Source organism: Novosphingobium sp. HNCC26BN242, from assembly GCF_057180525.1.
The window spans coordinates 171,353-190,836 of sequence record NZ_JBXUGM010000001.1; the positions used below are offsets into that span (position 1 = coordinate 171,353).

A 19,484-nucleotide genomic window follows, 5' to 3' on the forward strand; every position below is an offset into this window, starting at 1 on the left:
GACAGGGACGCAGGCGGCGGCCTTACGGGAAGATGATGTCGAGACTGCGCCAGTCCTTGGCCGCAGTCGCGCAATTGCTGGCCCAGTCGGGCGAATAATTGACGTGATCGGGCACCTGCACCGGCCAGAAGCAGGTGACGTAGCAGTCATAGATGTCGCGCTCGGCCGGCTGGCACAGACCCGCCGTGCCGCCGCCTGCATCCACTTCCCACCCCGGCGAGAACGAGATCGAGCAGCCCATCGGCGTGTGCATCGGCTTTTGCAGCGCGATCACGTCTTCCTCGGTCGAGGCAATCGTTTCCTCGATCCGCAGTGCTTTTTTGTTCAGGGGTTTCAGGTGCTTCATGACAAGCCCTTTCGTGCAGCAAAGCGTTCAAGAAATTCAGGATTGCGCTGGGCGACGGTGCCGTAGATCTTCAGGCAGGCCTCGGTCCATTCGCGGATCCAGTCGCAGTAATGCAGGTTGGCGTGGCCGGTATCGCCATAGCGGACGAAAGCCTCATGATGGCATCCGCCCGCACACAGCGGCCGCGCCCAGCAGGTGGAGCATTCGTACTTTGCCCCAACATGGCCGCGCGTGAGAAAATCGGTGCGCTTTTCCTTGTCGAGGCCCGTTGTCACGTGGCCCAGCACATGCGTATCGGCATCGGTGAAGCGGTGGCAGGGCGAAATGTCACCCGAAGGACTGACACCCACCAACCCAAGCCCCGCGCCGCAAGGATGCGATTTGTTGGTCCCCTGGATCACCTCGCTTATCGTCTCGGACACGTTCGAAAAGCCGTGCATCTCGCCCCGCAGCGCATAGGCCAGCCACTCGGCGGCGAGTTCGTGGAACGCCGAAACCACGGTGTCCATGCCATCGCTGTCGAGCGTGTAGGTCTGCTCGCCGGAGTCGGTGACGGGCGCAAAGCCGACTTCGTGAAAGCCCAGATCGTCTTTCAGGTGGCGGTAGATGCGGATCACATCGGTCACGCCTTCGGTCAGCGTAACTCGTGCGGTGATCGCGCGGGTCTTGTGCCCGGCGATCAGCTTGCGCAGGCGCGGTTCCATCACTGCGTAGGAGCCTTTGCCGTTCTTGTAGACGCGGCGCTTGTCCTGCAGGTCGGGCGGGCCGTCCATCGATACGGTGACGCCCACCGCCTGATCGGACAGGAACTGGATGATCTCGTCGGTCAGCAGTGTGGCGTTGGTAGTCAGGCTGTAGGTCATGCGCTTGCCCACCGCCGCCGCTGCTTCGTTGGCATAGAGCACAACATCGCGCAGCAGCTTGAAGTTCATCAGCGTTTCACCGCCAAAGAACGTGATGTGCGGCACCTCGCGGTCACCTGAACTTTTCAGCAGGAAATCGACTGATGTCTTGGCGGTTTCCAGCGTCATATACTTCGGCTTGCCCGCAGGCGTGGCGATCTTGTCCGCGCCGAATTCGTAGCAGTAGGTGCAGGCCAGATTGCACTGGTTGGTGACGTTCAGCACCAGCGCTTGCAGCGGATAATCCTCAGGCGGGGCAGGCGGAGCAAGCGGCGCTTCGCGGATCTCGTCCGAAACGATGCCGCGCACCGCGCGCAATTCGCGGATCAGGTCTTCGGCATCAGCGCGCGAATAGCCCTTCTCGATCAGCGCGGCTACCATTTCGCCATAGGCCATCTGGCGCTCACCCAGCACGGCCATGACACTGGCCGCGCCTTCATCGAGCGCGAAGATCGCGCCAGCCGAAGCGAGGTAGACGAACCCTGCGCCTTCGGCTTCGAACAGGTGGATGTCACCACGGCGATACTTGGGGGCAAGGGTCGTTGTCACTTGGCCACCTCCGGCTGATCCCAGCGCTTGTATGCAGGTACGGTAACGAGCAGGAACGACTTGCCTTTCAGAGGCTTGCCCAGCGAGTCAAAGGCGTTCTTCGCAGTCGCCACCACCCAGACTTCGCCATAATTGTTGCGGCCCCATTTGCGTTCGGGGTTCGGCCCATCGATGGCAGGGGTGAACAGCGCAGTCTGGTTCAACTTGCCGACATAGTTCACGTCATCGTCGTAATAGACGGTCTGCAGTTCCTCCATGCCCCAGGTCACATCGATGGGGCCGAGCGCCACGTCGTCAGTGGTATAGGGCTTGCCGTCGATCCCGGCGTCATAACCGATGGCATCGAATTGGGCATGGCCGGGGGTGTGCTTTTCGCTGCCGCCAAGGCGGGCGATGGCGGTTTCCGGCGTGACCTTGATGTAATCAACCTTCTTGAAGATCGGCAGGCCGGCGGCCAGCACCGTTCCGCCGATGCCCACATCGTGCGCGCCAACCGCAGCGTCTGCCACCACATCGACCATCAGCACCGCCTCGGTCGGGCTGGCCGAGACGACATTGGTCACCGTCACGCCCTTGCCCAGATCGATGTCCGAGGGCTTCAGCCCGGCCGGGAAGGCATCGCCGATCAACTTGAGCGATGCGCCCTTGCTTCCGGCCTGCAGCGCATAGGGCCACACGGCGGTGACTGTGGGTTCAGCCGAAGCGCGGGTCAGCTTTACGTTGAAGCCGAACTCCAGGTATTCGCCCCAGAACCAGCGCCCTTCGGCAGACTTGCGATCGGGCGCAAACTGCATGGTCTCACGCGTTTCGTGGTCCGCCGGAGCATCAGGGCGCGTGCCCTTGGCGCCGCTGGAAGACGTGCCGCGCCAGGAATAGCCCGTATAGACCAGCGCCTTGCCACTGCGGGTGAGGGTGGAGCCATCGGCCAGCGATTTCAGCGTGATAGCCGTGGTATAGTCATCTTCGGCCCCTGCTGGCGTGACGACCATTTCGCCCACGTAAAGCCCCTTGCCGGGCAGCATGGCGTTGATCAGCCACTTGCCTCCCAGTTTGGCCGACTGTTGGCGTGCCTGCCACTTGGTCCATTCGGGCGTGGTCAGCGGCGCGACCTTGTTCATATATTCGAGCGCCACTTCGACCGGCAGCGGCTTGGGCGCTCCATTGGCGGGCACCGGCTGCGTCGGGTCTTCCACGGGCTTGCGGAACTGCGCGTCGGCCTGCGAATACATCGCCACGTGCAGGTTGCGCAGCAGGCTCCATTCCGCCTTCGAACGCCTCCATGACAGCGGTTGGGCAAAGCCATGGCACGCCGCACAGGACTGGCGGATCGTTTCGTTGGGGATGTTGGTTTCGTTGATGATGCGGTGTTCGGCGAAGTAGGACACCGGCTTGGCCTCTTCAGGCGCAAGGCCGTGGCTGGCCGAAAGCGACCGGATCACTGCCTTCGCTTCAACCGGCGTCAGCGACAGGCCATTGAGTGCAGACATGCGGCGGATCACTTGCGCCCAGCCTTCAGGCGTGGTGCGCACCCAGGATATGCGCGAGAGGTTGCCCTTGGCATCTGCCGTATGACATGTGCCGCACTTTTCGACGACCAGCGTGTCTTTCACAGGAATGCCGGTTTCGGTCTCGACCGGGTTCGACGGATCGCGTGGAGGTTCCTTTGCGGCCTGCGCCAGCACGATGGTGGCGGGCAGGGCCGTGAGCGCGAGAAACTGGAACAGATGTCGTCGTAGCGGGCGTTTATTGGCAAAAGATGCCGTGCGGGCTGCGGGTTCATGCTCAACAGTTTGGGCCACGCTCATGGTCGCATATTCCCCCAGAGGCTTGCCGCAATCGACCTGAGTCGAAAACGGCGACGGAGAAAGACTGGACAAGCGTCAAAAGTTCGTCAACGCCTTTGTTTGCATGTGCGAAATGCTCTCGACGTTGCACGCCTTGCCCGGCATCGCTGGAATTTAGCCACTTATCCATACGCCGTTCGCGCAGGACATCCGATCCGGTTCGTTCGATGTTGCCCAAATGCCGTCTGGGCCAATACCATCTGGGCCAATACCATCTGGGCTAATGCTTTCTGGGTAGCGCCTTGAGGTTGACGAAGAGCCCCTGACCATGGCAGAGGGCAGCCGTCCGCACTGGCAGGACCATGCGCCTTTAAATGGCCGTGCGCGGGTGTAGCTCAATGGTAGAGCAGCAGCTTCCCAAGCTGAATACGAGGGTTCGATTCCCTTCACCCGCTCCAATAAAATCAGGGGTTTAGCGGCCTAAACCCCTGATCCTTCCAACATCCTTCCAACAACCTTTCCAACATGGTCAGGCATCGGATGTTGCAGAAAGCCTTGCCCCCACCGGCGTCATGGAGCGCGCCCAGACTTTGGCTGACCCATTTTTGTCATAGAACATGTCACCGCGCTTAAGCAGATGCACGGCATCGGTAGCACCATCGACCGGCGCTGCCGTGGTGAACGCAATCAATGCTTCATCCTGTCCTACGTTTTGCCAGGTCACGCCCGCCACGCTTGCGGCCGCGCCTTCCACCGCTGCCCACGTAGTGCCCACCGTTGCCATTACTCTCGGAGTTGCCATCGTCGCGTCCTTTCAAAAAATCTTCCACCAGGGCCGCTTGGCACTGGCCACCGCATCGCGGTATCGCTTCTCGCAGTTCTCAACGATCTCGATCGATGACAGCGTGCGATCGTTCGCCTTGTCCAGCTGGCCGGTCTGCGCATCGCCAAAGGCTATCCACTCGCCCACCTTATCCGTCAGGGGCAGGGGCGCGCCCGGCACTGTCTCCCGCCACGCCCTGGGCAGGAGTGAAGCGCATGCACTCGGGCTTGCCTCGATACGCGGCGCGCCTGCACAGCCCCATACGCCCGGCATCGCCAACAGCAGGATCAACAGGCTGGTCCGCGCCAGCAGCGCTACGAATCTTTGCATCGTTTTCCCTCGTGATCTTGTCGGTTTCAGATTGCCGCTCAGAAGCCGCTCCAGCAGCGTTCACGGCATCGGCCCCCGCCTGCCCCTGCGCCTTGCCCGTCTTCGCGCTTAAATCGGCCTCTGCGCCCGCCGTGCGCGCCTTTTGACACTGACCAAGCAGTAGCAATGCCAGCACCAGCGCCACCGCCGCCGCGATCAGCGTTGATCGAAGTCCGCTCATGACTCCACCGTCCCGCGCATGTCAGCATCGGCCCGTTGCGCCAGCATCTGGTCCTTGTCGGCACTACCCTTGCTTGTGCCAAAGTTGAACGCCACCACAGCCCCGGTGAAGCCGGAAAGCTGGCCCAGCATGAACACGATCAGATCCTTGTTCTCGGGCGGGATCGGCAGCCAATAGAGTGCCCCCAGCGCGCCGATGAATGATCCGGCAAACCAGCCCCCCAGCAGGTTGCGCACCGTGTCGCGGTTCATGGTAGCAGCCCCGCAAGATATACGGTCCGCCCGTTCACCCGCCGCGCCGTCAGCTCCATGTTGCGCAGCCGCTTGGTCGACCAGCTGGCGTGGATCCAGCCATCCTCGCCAAACTCATAAATCAGCTGGTCATAGGTCAGCGTCTTTTCCATCCACCGGCACACTTCAAGGTTGCTCACCCCGTGCACGGTAAAGTCGGCCGCTTCGCCCTGGCTGTGCTGGCTCGTGCCGCTGCCGCCGATGGCACTGTTCAGCGCCGGGCTGCGATAGCCACTGGTGACGATCACCGGCCGCTTGTAATGGCTGCGCACCGGTTCCAGCACACGCTCGCACAACCGGCGCAGGTTCTCGATGATGGCGGGCGAAGGCGTGTTGTCGATGCCCCGCCGCGATGCGGTGGAGCTGCGGATCATTTCGGCCAGTGTGAAGTTGGGGGAAAGGTTCATCATTTCACCGCCTGCATTATGGCGGGCAGCGGCTTGCCGCCCGTCAGGTGATAGGCCGCAAAGATCAGCATGGCCCAGATCAGCGTCTTGCGCAGCCACTGCCACAACCCTTTGCCCGCCTCGGCAAACAGGTCGCGCGCGATTTCATCTTTCAGCTTGTCCACGATGGCTGAAACATCGGCGTCGGTCAGGTTGCGATCCCCGCTCATGCTGCCACCATGTAATCAAGCCCGTCAGCCGTGAAGTAGGGCTGCAACGCCACGTTCGGCTCCCCGGATTTGACGCCTTGGATCATGCTTGCGCGGGTCGCCATCAGCAGGTTCACCGGGTCGGAAAGCGTCCCGTTGTCAGCAGGGTTGAACGGGTTAATGCCCCACGCCGCCCATACGAACACCGAACCGGGGAGCGTTCCCGACGGGAACGTCAGATTAAGCCCCTGCTGTCCGCCCGAAGGTGATGCGTCCACAGTCGCACCGGTCGCTGTTATCTTGGTGGCAATGGTCGTGCTGGTCAGCGCAGGCGACGTGCTGATGATCAAGCCGCCGTTGAAGTCACCCGCGTAACTCGTGTTGGCCAAGGTCAGGCTATCAAAGCCGTTCAGGTTGCAAACGATACGCAATTCAGAACTACTGATCTTGCTCACGCTGGCCAGCGATGGCCCGTTGCGATCATGCGCCTGAAGCCCCTGATGCTTGCGCGCCACATGGGCGCGTCGCCGCCCGAACTCGGCATAACCGTCAAAGTGCTGAAGGTGGAGAACACCGTTGGCAAGTGTCACGTTGTCGTGCTGCACGTCCAGCGTGTGCGCGCCATAGACATATCGCTCCGGGCGAAGCTGTGGCAAAAGCCAGTGCGTGCGCCGCATGGCCTGCGCCGCGATATCACCCCAGCCAATGCTCTTCCAAGCCGCCGCCATGGGGTTAACAAAGACAGGGACTTGGTAACCCAGCCTCGCGTCCAGATCATCATAGATGGCGTCAATATGATCGATATAGGCGGGAAGGCTCAACCCTACGTCGCTCTGGCCGCAGGTGTGGTTCACGCCGTTAATGCGCCCGCCAGCCCGATCAATGGCTTCCAGAAACGCCATATGCGTAACCGATCCAACCGAGCGATTTGCAATCGGTTCGGCAGACCTGCCACCGGAAATCACTGTGACAGGCCTGCCAGACAGGGCGTTGAATGTTTCAGCGAATGCCGCCGCTGTCGTGTTGTTGCCCATCCCCAGCACGCTTCGGCCATGCACAGGGCCAAGCGTCGTGGTATTGGTCGGCTCACCGTTGATATGCGTGGAATTGGCCGGTGCCGTCCACGTGCCGGTCGTGATGTTCTGACGCCCTGCGTTCACCTCCACGCTCTGCCCGTTGCCCGCGTAGATATGGCCGTCTCGCAAATAGCAGGACCATGCGAACGCTGAATCGCCGCCCAGCATACGCCGCCGCTCGATCCGGTAGACCCACGGACCAGAAGGCACGACACCTGATGGAATCGTGACTTCGCCAATGGCAAAGCCATCTTCTGCCACGAAATCATAGGGAACGTCCTGATAGCCGGAAATCGGCACGTCCTGATCGGTCGCTGCGTCGAACAGCGAATACAGCAATTGCGCCGGCGGCGTGAGGTTGTAGCGCACCTTCAGTCGCAGGGTTATGCTGCCATCGGCATTTCGCGCCGCCACGCGGTTTCCATGGATCACTTCGATCCATTCCTCGGTTGCAGGATCGGTCACCGTAATTTCCCGGCACGTTGCTGCGCCGGTATTGCCGATAAAGCCAAACGCGCCCGAAAAAGGTACGCTCCGGCCGGAAACGATCACAGATGGGTCAGCATCCAGATTGTTTCCAATCGGCCATCCATTCTGAAACACGGCCAGTCGCTTGTCGCTGCCAACATCGTAATAGATCGAAGTGAAAACATCGCCGTTCAGTTGTCGCACATTGTTGAACACACGGGCCAACCCCGGCGCACCCGATGCCACAATGGATCGCACGTTGAAGGAACCTGTCGGCACATTGTTCAGCGTCGTGTGGCTGCTATCCATGCTGATCAGGTTGGCGGTGCCGGAAACCGAAACATGGTCCGCAATCGCCTGCGGCCCCATCGGCCCTATGCCCATGCGGCGCTGCACCACTGCGTTGACGATGGCCGTATTCGTAAAGGCATAGGCCGCGCTGCCGGTGGTTCCACCCGCCGCGCCATTGGCCGCGCTGATTGAGTTGGCTTGCGCAGCAAAACCCGTCCGTGTCGCCACGGTCCAACCGGTGCGGCCGTTCAGGTTGCCCGATGTGTCGAAGTCATCGCGGAACGTCGGGCCGGGGTTCAGCGTGATCGAGGGCGCGTTGGGGGCTTGGCCGTTGCCATAAATGATCGTCATGCCGCCACAAATCCTTCAATGGTGCCCAGTACCGCCGTGGGAGCGCCGGTAATATTGGCGATTTGAAAAGACATGCGGCTTCCGCGCGGCACCATCACGGTCACAGTTTCGCCGCCGTCCTCTGTGGTCACCGCCAGCGGCCCAATGATGTTGTTGTCCGCCGCGTTGATGTAGAGGTCGAGCGTCCCGCTGCCGGTCAGAAAGAACCGCACGGTGTCCAGATTGGTGTCAAAGGGTATGCCCGGCATGAAATACCAGGCCCCTTCCACAATTTGATAAGTGCCGAACGTGAACACCTGTTTGACCGCCGCCGCCGCGTCCAGGATGATCGCGCCCGCCTCATTCACGCGCTCGACTTGCGTGTCGCCTTCATCGGTGATCGCGGTAATCGCGCTGTCGCGCCAGCCTTCCCAATCGCCAATGCCCACCGGTCGCCACAGCTGCGTTGCCGTGTCATAGGCCAGCACAGAGTTTTGCGCCGCGCCCGAAAGGTCGGCCAGCTTCGGCGCGCTCGCACCAGGTGGAACCTTGGGCGTTCGGCCCAGCTCCCGGCTTTGCTCCTGCGCCGCCATCATCAGGCGGTCCAGCCCCAGCTCGTGGCTCGCTGCCGGAAACGCCCCCGCCGTGGGATAGGCCGTGGGTTGCGCCAATGGCGTCACGCGCCGGATGCTCAATGATTCATCCGCTGCAGGCGCGGCCACCATCGTCACTGTGCCGCCGGCATCGGTCGGCCCGGCCGTGGCTGTGTAATCCGTGCCCAGCGTCTTGGCCGTGGCCACGCCATCGGCATCGATCACTTCCACCAGCAGGTGCGCGGTGTCGAGGTATCGCCAAGGCGCGGGAAAGGCCACGGTCACCCCGTCGCCATCATAAAGCGCCAGCGGTATTTCGGCGGCAACGGTCATTGGGCAAGTTCTCCTTCCGCAGGCTCAATCGCATTCTGGAAATTCGGCGCACGCCCGGGCGCGGCATCGCCCGGAGCCCACCAGAAATCGGTCCCTTGCTCGCGCGCAAAGTCGCTCATGCGCTGCCAGGATTGGTCATAGTTGGGATCGATCGCGCGCTGGATTTGGTCTGTGACAAGCCGATCGAACGCGGTCTTGGCATACCAGAGCGAACCACCCGGAAGCTGCGAGCGAATTAGCTTGATCGTGCCCCGCGCCTTGTTTTCAGACTTTGCGATATCGGCAACTGCTTGGAAATCGGAGACAAGCGGCCCCGCTGCGGTTTCTGCAAAGCCGTTGCCATAGGCATTCGTGCTGCTCTGCAGGAAGTCGCCGAAAATGCCGAAGCCGCCGCCTTGCAGCATTGCCGCACCCCAGAATTCCGGTGTTGTGGCGTCGCGGGTGTCCTTGCCATTTGCCAAGGCCTTAAGCTGCAGCGTGAGTCCGCCCATGACGGTTGTGCCGATCACCAGCCCGGCTGCGTATTTTGCAGCGTTGCCCGCGCTTTGTTCCATGATCCTGCGTGATTGCGTGATCATCACTGAAACGCCGAAGCTTTTGAACAAGAAGGCGCTACGGATTAATTCACCCGGTATCGTCCCCTTTGGCGCAATCGAGCTTACCCATGCTTTCGTGCGCAGGTCAGGCACCGGCACAGCATGGTCGGTCTCACGCGCAATCATTTCGAGCAAGCGGTCGCCCAGCTGCTGGTTCGGCATATCCGTGGGCGAAAGCCAATCAACGCCCCGGTCCATGGTCAAGGGCGATGTGCGGATTTCATCCCAATCGGCAGCGTTGAAGCCGTAGCGCTCCATGGCCCCGCGCAAGGCAGGATCGAGCGCGCCAAACGCCTTGCCACGCTGTTCGGTCAGCGTGCTCAAAAACTCCATACCGAAAGCCCAGCGGCCCGCCTGTGTCCATCGAGCGAGGCCAGAAACTCGCAAAACCCCTTCAGCAAGGCGGCGCGACGTTTCCCCGCTAAGCTCTTGGCTCAGATATCGACTTTGCGCGGCTGTGCGGCTTGCCCATTCTTCGGCAATCAGCCCGCGCCGCACCGCCATGCGCTGATCTTCCAGCGCGCCCGGTTTGAACAGCTCGATGTAATCGCCGATCAGTGTGGCTTGGCGCAGGCCGTTGTACGCTCTCGTGCTGGCCTGAAAAGCCGTGTCACCCAGCGCAGACAAGAACGCACCGCCAAGCTTTGCCGATGTAAACCACGACCGCACGCTGGAAAAACCAATGGCAACATTGCGATTCTCTGCCCGGTTGCTGGCTCCGGTCAGTTCGTTCCACATGCGATCAATGTCTTTTAGCTTTGACGGCACCCGGTCCACCGCCTTGCTGTTCGGCGCGGCGTCCATTTCCGCTTCCTTGCGGATCAGGTCTTTCATCCATTCCACGGTGTTGGAAGGATTGGGGCCCAGAACTTCCAGCATGGCCACATCGCGCGACATGCCATCGATGTGGCCCATCATCGCATCGAACGCGGATCCCGCGCCGAACTTGTCGGCATAGGCCATCCAGTCGTCGGCGCTCTTGAAGATCAGGAACCGCGCATCGCCGCGCCGATTGGCCAGCGCGCCGCTGCCCATCCCGCCCGGCGCGCGATCCTTCCACCCGTCGCTGCGGATCGTCTCGAACACATCGCGCAACGCCAGCTCAAGGCTTTGCGGCGTGAACGCCCGCCCCGTGCGGTTGTCGATCATCTTTTCCAGCGACAGGCGCGGCAGGATCTCGGCCCGCCATGCCTCATATCCCGCCGCCCGCACCGCGCGCGAATCATGCGTCTGCGGCAGGCCCCACTTTTCCAGCTTGCCGATATCGCCCCCGGCGGCGTTGAAGCGCTGGCGCAGCATTTCGGCAGCGCGGCTCCATGCGTCGGCCAGCTCGCGCGCGTTCAGGTTGCCGGTGGCCTCGCCAAAGGCCTCGCGCACGATATCGGCCAGCTGTGCCGGATTGCGCACCTGGCCCAGCACGTTGCTGGAATGGTCGGCCAGCAGCTTGTCGATCATCGCATGCGCCCGCCCGCGCACCGCGCGCCACCGGCCTTCCACATTGGAATAGGTGGCGCGGCCGTCCCCGCCCAGCATCGCAGGCCCGGCACGCGGATCGATCGGCCCGCCGCCGCCACCACGCCCCGCGTTGCCAGTGCCGCCGTTGCGGCCCCCTCCAAAGCCGCGCAGATCGGCCTCGATGCGCTGCCGCGTCTTGATCGTCTGCGCCGCCAGAAACTTTTTGCGCGCCGCATCGGCCGCCATGGCTTTCAGCGTGGCTTCGGTCGCCATGGCATCGGCGGCCTGGTCGCCAAACTGGCGGCGAAGATCCTGCGCCAGTTCATCGAACAGCGCACCCGCGCGGTCCGCTTGCTCTTGCGTGATCTTGCCATCGTTCACGAGGCCGGGAAGGCAGGGGCGCAGGCTCACAGCAAACAGCTCCTGATAGCTTCCACCGCCGCTTCATCGGCGGCAATTTCATCCTCGATGTCCTTGATCGTGCGCGGGCCTTTTCCGTCGCCCAGATCGAACGTGGGCTGGTCCGCCGCATCGAACAGCGGCGTGCCCATCGTGCCATCCTGCTCGGCCTTCGCGCGCATTGGCGCTTCGGCGGCCAGCTGCGCCCGCTGGCGGTTGAGTGCGGCAATGTTGGGGTCAGCTTCCGCCCGCACATCGTGCCAGGCGCTGTCAGCTACCGCCGCAATGCCATCGCCTGCAGGATCGTCAAAGGCGGCGTGCGCCTGTTCATCGAAGGCAGCAGGGCCAAGCCCCGCCGCGTCGATTTCGTCTAGGTCTTTTGGGCTGGCTGCAAGCGATCGAGCATTGCCTGTGCCTGCTGGCGCAGTTCCGGCGTCAGGCGTTCGTCCTGCGCCGCCTTCTGCAATTTCTGCAGCTTCACTGGCGAGATCATAGTATGGATCCTCGATTTCGAGATATGCCGCTTCCAGCACGTCATCGATGTCGCGGTTTATCACTTCTAGCAGGTAGGGCGCAAGCGTCTCTGCATCCGGCAAATCCTCGCCGCGCCAGGGAGGCAACACATCGGTTCCTTCGGCCAGCAACGCTTCAAGCCGTGGCATGTCCACCATGCCGAACGGGCGCGAACCGATGATTTGAGCCGCTTCGTTCCACCGGTCATACCGCGCCCAGGCGCGATCCCTTTCGGCTTCCAGCGCAGCCGCCACTGCATCTTCATCCGGTGCCTCGAAATCACTGGCTTTTGCCTTCGGCTCCGGTGCCTGATCAAAAAAGCTGTAGCGCTTTTCCTTGCGCCGAATCACGTCGTCCAGCCACGTGATCAGTTCGGTTTCGCTTGGTCGTGGCGTCACCTCTGGCGGGCCGAAATACCCCGCATCCCACAGCGCTTCGGCCATGTTGTCCAGGCCGCGCCCATTGGGTCGCAGCAGCGGGCCCGATTGCGGCACAAAGTAGTTCAGGTTGCCACTGTTGCGCAGATCGTGGCCCTTGGTGCTCACCTTGTCACGAAACGCCGGATCGATCCCGTCATAGGAAATCCCGCCCCGCCGCGCGATAAAGGTCAGCGCATCTTCCGGTCCCTGCCGCGTGCTGCGCCGATAGATCCCGCTTTTGGTCAGGGTCAGCCGCCCTTCATCCACCATGCGCTGCAACGCGGGCACAAGGCTGTCTTCATCGGTGCCCAGCTCGCGCGCCAGGCGCGGCAAATCGTTCAGTGATATCGCCCGGTTATCCACCGCTGCACGCATGGCCGTCAGCAAGCCATCGGCCACAACTTCGGGCCGCAATGGCGGTTCGGGCGCAATTTCTGCAATGTCTATCTGCGCGGGCTGATCGACAATGGGCCGTTCGGCATCGAGCGCGGCAGGCCGAACCACCGGGGCAGCGTCCGGCACCGCCGCCACCGCCCCCGCTTCGCCGCCCATTTTTTGGGCAGACCATTGCCGGAATTCCCCCGCCGTCATGTCGCGCAGGTGCGGGTTTGCTGCCATCACTTCATCGGTCAGGATTCGCGCTAGCGGCACGTCAGGGGCCGAACGGAAGATCTTCCCCGCGCCACCGGTGCCCATGTGATGCACCACGTAAAGATTGCCGGGGCTGGCCTCTATGCCGTTGCGCTGCAACCATGCAGCATTGTCCGCGGTGAACGCGCGCATGACGCGCTCTTGCGCCTCACCATGGCTTTTGCGCGCGATGATGCGCGCATCATCCAGCCCGGTGTTGGGGAAGGCCTTGCGGTAATAGGTCACCCACGTTGAATCGATGAAGCCATACCGGCCCGCTGCGGTTGATGTCGCACTGCGCGCGCCGTCATTCCCGCCCGATTCCTGCGCGCGCGCCGCCGCCATGTAGCTGTCGATCGCCGCGCCCATATCTTGCGCCACAGGACGCGCCACAGGCGGCACCACGTCGATTTTCACGCCGTTCTGCATCTTGGCCAGCGTTTCGTTCAGCTTGGCAAAGTGTGCGTCCACGCCTTCGTATGTCGGCACATAGGGGCTGCTTGCCCGCATTTCCGCATCGGCCAGCCCCACGTTGATCGCCGCGTTCACATCGGGCGTGCGCAAATGGCGCGGCACCGCCTGGTCAAGCGCCCGCGCCGCGCGCACGTCCAACGGCACCAGCTTGTCATAGGCGGCGCGCCCGCCAATCTCGGCACCCTTCATCGCGCCGCCAAACACGCCGCCCACCACGCCTGCCATGGCAAGGTTGCTGGCCGCTTCGCCCGCCGTCATGGCAGGGCGGCCCTGCTCGATCCGCTGCGCTGCAATCGCCGGTAGCTGGATGGCTTCGGTCACCACATTGGCCACGGCTTCACGCCCGGCCGCGCCCAGCACGGTCGAACCGCCACCGGTCATCAGCATGGCCCCCATGTTGACCGGATCGGTCAGCCCCGCGCCAAGGCTACCCAGCAGCCAGGGCGTCCACCCGCTGCGCGCCACAGTTCCGGCATCGCGTTCCATGCGCTGGCGCATCTTGGCCTGCCACTGCGCATCGAATTCGGCCTTGGTGCGCAGTACGCCGGGAAAGGCCGCAGGATCCTTGCGCCGCTCGGCCTCGATGTCGGCCCACACCTGCAGCGATCGCACACCTTCACCGCCGCGCCCGGTGTTCAGATACTTGGCGGCATCCTGCCCGCGCTCGGCCAGCTGCGCCGCGAGTTCGGCATAGGCGTTGTCCTGTTGCTCTTGTGTCGCGTTCGGAATGTCATCCCGCGCCGCGCGAAAACTGGCCGTCAGGCTGTCGAGAAAACTTGGTCCCGGTGCGCCATTTTCTTCAGCCGTCATCGGCCTTTGTGGCCGCATAGCCTCTTGGTCGAGACGCGGCTGCATGGCAGCGACAACACTCATGGACGCGCCCCACTGCGGTTAAATCGCGTGAGGTAAGGTTGGCGTTTTGCGTTCATGACAGTTGAACCGCCCGGCGTTTCCCACCGATACGTGTCCGGCCCTACCAGCACCGGATATGCGAAATTCAAATTGGCAGGTTGCCCGTTATCATCGACGGGCCCCATGCCTTTCTTGTCATCCTGCAAGCGGCGGCGCGTTACGAAATTCTGAAAGCCTGTGTGGCTAAAGCCGTCAGGTACGACATAGACCTGACCACCAGCCCAATGTGCTAACCCGCCGATATAAGTTCCATTTTGCACTTCACCGCCAAGAGCGATGGTCGCCGCATCTTTGATATCTGTGGGCGTAATTGAATTTATGTCGCGCCCTTTGGCAGTCAGCGCGCCCACCAGCCACTGTTCGGCGATTTGCTTGACCGCCACGGCTTCTGCGGTGTGCATGCCGCGTAGCGCAGTGTCGATTTCTGTCCCGGCGATTGCCAAAAGCTTTGCAGCTTGTTCGCCCTGACGTAGCTTAACGTCTGGCCGGATAAACCCACGGTCGGCCGAAAGCCTTTCCCGACCAGCAAAGATCGTGGCCCGCGCGGCAGGCTTGACCAATGCCTCGTAGCGAAATGACCTGTCACCCGGCGCGATCTGCGCGGCAGCTACAGCACGCTCAGCGTCGGGCATGGCATCAAGCTCGCGCAACACGTCTAGCCGCCCCGGCGCACCGCTCTGCACCCGCTCGCGCAAGGGCAGGAGTTCGTTGTCCGAAAACACCGGCACCGGCCTGCCCGTCGCTTGCGAGTATTGCCGCCGCCACTGCAGCCGCGCGGCCACCGATTGCGGGTCAGCCGGATCAATCGGCGGCGGCACGCTTGAACCAGTGCCGTACTTGGCGGCATAGCCCACCGGGTCGGAATTGAATTCGCCATCCAGCGGCCCGGCATGGCTGCGCAGCCATTCCAGTTCGCGCTGCTCGGTCGCCGTGCGCTTGTCCTTGCCGCTCAATGCCGCCACGCGCGCTTCGCGCTGCACGGGCGTTTGCCCGCGATAGATCTTGGCATAGGCATTGTTGGCCATCATGCCGTCGATTTTCAGCGCCGCCGATGTATCGCCCATCGCAAGCATCGCATCGCGCACCTGCTTGAATTGCTCGGGCGGAATCTCGAACCCCTGCCGGTCCATTTCTTCCAGCGTGGCCATCTGCTCGCGCACGCCCGCCTTTTGCATGTTGGCTTCATGCTCAGCCGCAGCCATAGCGCGTCGGATCTCTACATCCGCGCCGCCAAGCAATTGCTCTTTTTGTGCAGGATCCAGTGCATCGTCAAACTGGCCTGAAAGTAGCATTCCTTTGGCCGCCAAAGGATCGCGCTCGTTCATTCCGTTAAAAAATGCGATGGTGTATTTCTGGTCGACGAGCTCGCGGCTCAACTTGGCCTTGGTGTCGTCGTCCACACTCAGGCTATTGATGTAGGCGTAGCCCGCTCTCACTTCATCCTGATACGCGCCTTGGTCTGATAGATACCGCACACGGTTTGCGCCGATATCGGAAAATGTCTGCGTATCGGTGACCACTTTGGCCACCCGCCGCCCTTCCTGCCACGTCGATTCGCGCTCGATCAGGCTCGCCTCAAACCCGCTGATTTGCTGCAGCGCCGCGTTGCGCACGCGGTCTTCGGTAATGCCTGCCAGCAATGATTCCCGGCTTTTGTCGAACGCGGCCTTGATCGTTTCCCGGTGCCCAGCGCCACCCGGTGCCGCTGCAGCGCGCGTGGTGCGCACCGTTTCATCCAGCCCCATGCGCGCTTCGGCAAACCGCCGCGCAAAATCCGCCGCCTCGGTATCGGCGCGCGCCTGCCGCTCCACCTGATAGGCCTGCATATCGGCGCGGTTCATCGTCTGGCCCAGCTGGCCAATCTCGCGGCCAAGGCCTGCGCCAAAGGCATCGGGCGATGTCTGCACCGCCACGTCCTGCGCCCGCGCGCCCACCTGTTGCTGATAGACGCGCTCCACCGCCATCAGCCGCTGATCCCCGCTGATGTGCCGCTGCGCGCCGCCGCCCAATCACCTTTCATGCCCAGCGCAGCAGAGGCCCCGCCAATCAGCCCGCTGGCCAGCGCAAACCCGGCCTGGCTGCGCTGCACGCCCGCCTGCGTCTGCAGCGTCTTGGCCTTTACCTGCGTTTCACGCTGGATGCGCAGCACGTCTAGCGCGGCATTGATCTGGCTTTCGCGCAGGCTATCCAGCGCGCTGCCCGTGCCACCCATGAACCCGCCCGAAAACTGCGCCGCCACCTGCTGGCCAATCGCCTCGCGCGCTTGCTTGCGCAGGTCCAGCTCCTGCGCCGCCCCTGCATTGGCTTCTTCCACCGCCTGCAGGTCCAGCGCCTTGGCATTGGCGCGGCCCGCCTTGTAACGGCCAATGCCTTCGATGATCGGGCCTGCCACGGCCAGCACGGGGCCAAGGAACGACATCAGCGGATCCTCTCGAACAGCACGTGCGTCTGCCCCAGCGCGCCATACTTGCGCAGCACCGCCACCGGCTGCAGCCCTGTCATCATCGCCCACCGGCACGGCGGCGTCGGGTCCACCATCACGGCGGTCAGCAGCTGATAGGGGTCAAGGTGCGGGAACCGCTGCAGGATCGCTTCGGCATCGTTGGCTTCGGCCACGGCCTCGATGCGGGGCAGGGGGCTTTGCGCCACCAGCCACCGGGCAAAGCGCGTCAGCTTCACGTGATGCGCGCCAATCCCTTGCGCAAAAAGCGCCATGGCCACGCCGGCCGCGCCGGGGAATGTCTCGCCAATCACGATGCAGCACACCACGCGCCCGTCGATCAGCGCCGTCCAGGCGTCGTTTTCCTGCGCCAGCGCTTCGGCTTGGTCGGCATCGAATTCCAATGGCAGGCCATATTGCACCCGCTGGCTTGGCTGCAGCACGATTTCGGTCAGGTCCGATGGCACAAGCTTGCGGAATTCCATCACCGGTCCCCGCTTTCGATCTTGAAGCTCAACATGGCGATGGTCGCGGGCAGGGGCGTTGCGCTTTCCATCGTAATCGTCGTGTCGCGGTCCGGGTCGCTGGTCACCTGCACGATCACATCGCCGGTATAGGCCGGGATTTGCGCATCCATCGCGGCATTCGCGGGCCGGTCGATCACGTCTTCCAACCGTTCGCCCGTCGCCCCGCCCAGCATGCCCACCGTCTCGATCAACCGCGCAAAGGCATTGCTGATTTTCTGCAAAAAGCCCTGCCAGCCCCCCGGCGCGTTCACATAGGGGCGCAGCGTCACCGCCCGCGCGGTATAGGGCAGGCCCACAATCAGCGTATAGGCTGCCACCGGCACCAGCTCTGCAGGCAGGGTCAATGTGCCGTCGCTCGCCACACTCTGCCCGGCAATCACCCCGCCACCGGCCAGCACCGCCACCGCCTGCCCTGCAAGGTGCGTCAGCCCGGAAAACACATTCTGCCCGGCGCTGGCTTCCACGCGCACACCCGCATCCACGAAGAACGATTGATCCAGAGCATCGCCCAGGTCGCGCCAGCGCGATTGCTTCCACACTTCCTTGCGTGCGCCGCCCGGTGTGTCGCGGCTGACCAGCACCCACAGGTCATCGGTCTTGCCATCATCGCCCATCACGCACACGGCAGAAAGCACTTGGGCATTACCACCGGGGATCAACCGGCCAAAACCTTTCACATCACCACGATTGATCGGGTGCGTGATAATCTGGCCATCTTCGCGCACGGCGTGCAGCATGCGCCCGCTTCGCTGCGGGGCCAGCTGGACCAGCCCCGGCGCGGTAATGTGCCCTGCGGCTGCGGTCAGGTCCGTTGCCAGATAGCGGTCACTGCCAAAATCGTAGGCGGCACTGCGCAAATTGCGCCCGCCGCGCTCCACAAACACGGCCTCGCTGCCAACCTGCACTGGCCACACCGGTTCGCTGCCATAAAAGCTTTGCGGCGATGAATCGATGTTGTCTCCGCTCACCGCCGCTTGCGCATTGACCGGTGCAATGGCCAGCTCGATCGATGCCGTTCCCACCTGCATCGCCTTGCGGTCTGCCAGCGCCCATATTGGCGGATTGTCTGCCACCAATCTGCGCCGAAAGGCCATGTCCGCCGCCACCGTGCCCGCCGATGTGAACGCCTGATGATTCAGAAAATCGCCGCTCACGCTGGCGCACAGGTCATAATCCTTGAAATGCACCTGTCGGCCAAAGGCATGCAGCACGATTTGCGGATATCCGGCCGCCGCGCTCCACACCGAATGCGCCCAGCGAAATGTCGGCACGGTGATTGTGCTGCCCGGCAACCGCCGCAGCACCGTGGCCGTGCAGCTTTCCCCATCACCGGCCACCGCCGTGATTTGCACGATGCCGAACCTGTCATGCAGGTATGTCCACGGCACGCCAAACGGCCCGCCATCGTCATGCGTTTTGGTGTTCGATCCGTCCCACTCGGTGCCGCTGTCATGCGTGGGCGGAATGCTGCCTGTCACCCCCGCCACGGCGGCGCTGTAAACCTTGCCATCGCTGCGCCGCAGGGTGCCAACCGTGATGTCCTTGTGCAGCGCTTCCCATGCGGGAATGTCGGAAAAATCCTTGGCCTCGATGCGAAACAGGCTGCCCACATGCCCGGCGCTGAAAATCGCGGCACTCGCTGTGACCGTAATTGAACCGGTCACGCCCGAAGCGGTCACCGTCACCGCTTCATTCGTGTTCACATCGGTAAACGGCCCACTCTTGAACGTGCTGGCCGCATGCACAAATGTCACTGCGCTGGTGCGCGTGATCGATGCAGGCGGATAGCTGCGATGATCGATGTAGATCCGGTCAAAGCTTTGCTGGATCGAAAGCTGCGGAACGTCTGCCGCCGCATAGGGCGTGGTGATTTCATAGGCGACGCCCGGCGATATCTCGATGCGCCCGCCATTGGTATAGAACCGCGCCGATGCATCGCCCCACTCGATCGCGTATTCTTGGGTCACCGAAAAGCGAAAGGCAGAAAGCCACACCGCCGTGGCATCGGCATCGCGGATAAATTCAAATCCGGGCCGCTTCACCAGCGGGCCTTCATTCACCGGCACAAAGTTTTCGCAGGCCTGCAGGCCAAACTGATACTGCTGCGTATCCACGCGCCCATACAGCAGCGGGGATATCTCCCCGGCGGTAAAGGCGGTCAACAGGTGCCGGATCACGCGGACAGCCAT

At 62.7% G+C, this 19,484-nt stretch carries 17 protein-coding genes and 1 tRNA gene; 1 reads left to right on the top strand and 17 read right to left on the bottom strand.

What is annotated here, in order from left to right; translation table 11 throughout:
* Positions 1–22 precede the first annotated feature (22 nt).
* Genes qhpC through peaA form a run of 3 tightly spaced genes read right to left on the bottom strand, consistent with a single transcriptional unit; the run spans position 23 to position 3,602 of the window.
* Positions 23–346, bottom strand: a complete 324-nt coding sequence (gene qhpC / locus AC2A1F_RS00755; protein ID WP_292630081.1) for a quinohemoprotein amine dehydrogenase subunit gamma — start codon at positions 344–346, stop codon at positions 23–25.
* Positions 343–1,797: a quinohemoprotein amine dehydrogenase maturation protein gene (gene peaB / locus AC2A1F_RS00760; protein WP_484206874.1), complete on the bottom strand. Its 1,455-nt coding sequence runs from the start codon at positions 1,795–1,797 to the stop codon at positions 343–345. The genes qhpC and peaB overlap by 4 nt, the downstream gene beginning before the upstream one ends.
* The gene (gene peaA / locus AC2A1F_RS00765; RefSeq protein ID WP_484206875.1) at positions 1,794–3,602 is read right to left on the bottom strand and encodes a quinohemoprotein amine dehydrogenase subunit alpha; all 1,809 of its coding nucleotides are present in this window, start codon (positions 3,600–3,602) and stop codon (positions 1,794–1,796) included. The genes peaB and peaA overlap by 4 nt, the downstream gene beginning before the upstream one ends.
* A gap of 363 nt (positions 3,603–3,965) precedes the next feature.
* Here peaA and AC2A1F_RS00770 point away from each other — a divergent pair.
* A tRNA-Gly gene (locus tag AC2A1F_RS00770) sits at positions 3,966–4,039 on the top strand.
* A 71-nt stretch (positions 4,040–4,110) separates the two neighbouring features.
* Here the strand turns inward: AC2A1F_RS00770 and AC2A1F_RS00775 are convergent.
* From AC2A1F_RS00775 to AC2A1F_RS00840, 14 genes are read right to left on the bottom strand one after another with little or no spacing between them, the layout of a single operon-like run.
* Positions 4,111–4,383: a hypothetical protein gene (locus AC2A1F_RS00775; RefSeq protein WP_484206876.1), complete on the bottom strand. Its 273-nt coding sequence runs from the start codon at positions 4,381–4,383 to the stop codon at positions 4,111–4,113.
* A 12-nt stretch (positions 4,384–4,395) separates the two neighbouring features.
* Positions 4,396–4,551: a hypothetical protein gene (locus tag AC2A1F_RS00780; RefSeq protein WP_484206877.1), complete on the bottom strand. Its 156-nt coding sequence runs from the start codon at positions 4,549–4,551 to the stop codon at positions 4,396–4,398.
* Position 4,552: 1 nt separating this feature from the next.
* Positions 4,553–4,954: a hypothetical protein gene (locus AC2A1F_RS00785; RefSeq protein ID WP_484206878.1), complete on the bottom strand. Its 402-nt coding sequence runs from the start codon at positions 4,952–4,954 to the stop codon at positions 4,553–4,555.
* A complete protein-coding gene (locus tag AC2A1F_RS00790; protein WP_484206879.1) occupies positions 4,951–5,205 on the bottom strand; it encodes a hypothetical protein in 255 nt (84 codons plus the stop codon). Before AC2A1F_RS00790 ends, AC2A1F_RS00785 begins: the two co-directional genes overlap by 4 nt.
* Positions 5,202–5,654 (bottom strand): D-Ala-D-Ala carboxypeptidase family metallohydrolase, encoded by a 453-nt coding sequence (locus AC2A1F_RS00795; protein ID WP_484206880.1) that lies wholly within the window; start codon positions 5,652–5,654, stop codon positions 5,202–5,204. Before AC2A1F_RS00795 ends, AC2A1F_RS00790 begins: the two co-directional genes overlap by 4 nt.
* The gene (locus AC2A1F_RS00800; RefSeq protein ID WP_484206881.1) at positions 5,651–5,860 is read right to left on the bottom strand and encodes a hypothetical protein; all 210 of its coding nucleotides are present in this window, start codon (positions 5,858–5,860) and stop codon (positions 5,651–5,653) included. Before AC2A1F_RS00800 ends, AC2A1F_RS00795 begins: the two co-directional genes overlap by 4 nt.
* Positions 5,857–8,025 (bottom strand): hypothetical protein, encoded by a 2,169-nt coding sequence (locus tag AC2A1F_RS00805; protein WP_484206882.1) that lies wholly within the window; start codon positions 8,023–8,025, stop codon positions 5,857–5,859. The genes AC2A1F_RS00800 and AC2A1F_RS00805 overlap by 4 nt, the downstream gene beginning before the upstream one ends.
* Entirely contained in the window at positions 8,022–8,930 is a 909-nt protein-coding gene (locus AC2A1F_RS00810) for a phage tail fiber domain-containing protein (RefSeq protein WP_484206883.1), read from the bottom strand. Before AC2A1F_RS00810 ends, AC2A1F_RS00805 begins: the two co-directional genes overlap by 4 nt.
* Positions 8,927–11,392 (bottom strand): hypothetical protein, encoded by a 2,466-nt coding sequence (locus AC2A1F_RS00815; RefSeq protein ID WP_484206884.1) that lies wholly within the window; start codon positions 11,390–11,392, stop codon positions 8,927–8,929. Before AC2A1F_RS00815 ends, AC2A1F_RS00810 begins: the two co-directional genes overlap by 4 nt.
* Positions 11,389–14,289: a hypothetical protein gene (locus AC2A1F_RS00820; protein ID WP_484206885.1), complete on the bottom strand. Its 2,901-nt coding sequence runs from the start codon at positions 14,287–14,289 to the stop codon at positions 11,389–11,391. Before AC2A1F_RS00820 ends, AC2A1F_RS00815 begins: the two co-directional genes overlap by 4 nt.
* Positions 14,286–16,337: a hypothetical protein gene (locus AC2A1F_RS00825; protein ID WP_484206886.1), complete on the bottom strand. Its 2,052-nt coding sequence runs from the start codon at positions 16,335–16,337 to the stop codon at positions 14,286–14,288. The genes AC2A1F_RS00820 and AC2A1F_RS00825 overlap by 4 nt, the downstream gene beginning before the upstream one ends.
* Positions 16,292–16,747, bottom strand: coding sequence for a hypothetical protein (locus AC2A1F_RS00830; RefSeq protein WP_484206887.1), 456 nt, complete (start codon positions 16,745–16,747; stop codon positions 16,292–16,294). The genes AC2A1F_RS00825 and AC2A1F_RS00830 overlap by 46 nt, the downstream gene beginning before the upstream one ends.
* The gene (locus AC2A1F_RS00835) at positions 16,747–17,253 is read right to left on the bottom strand and encodes a hypothetical protein (RefSeq protein ID WP_484206888.1); all 507 of its coding nucleotides are present in this window, start codon (positions 17,251–17,253) and stop codon (positions 16,747–16,749) included. Before AC2A1F_RS00835 ends, AC2A1F_RS00830 begins: the two co-directional genes overlap by 1 nt.
* Positions 17,253–19,484 (bottom strand): phage tail protein, encoded by a 2,232-nt coding sequence (locus tag AC2A1F_RS00840; RefSeq protein WP_484206889.1) that lies wholly within the window; start codon positions 19,482–19,484, stop codon positions 17,253–17,255. Before AC2A1F_RS00840 ends, AC2A1F_RS00835 begins: the two co-directional genes overlap by 1 nt.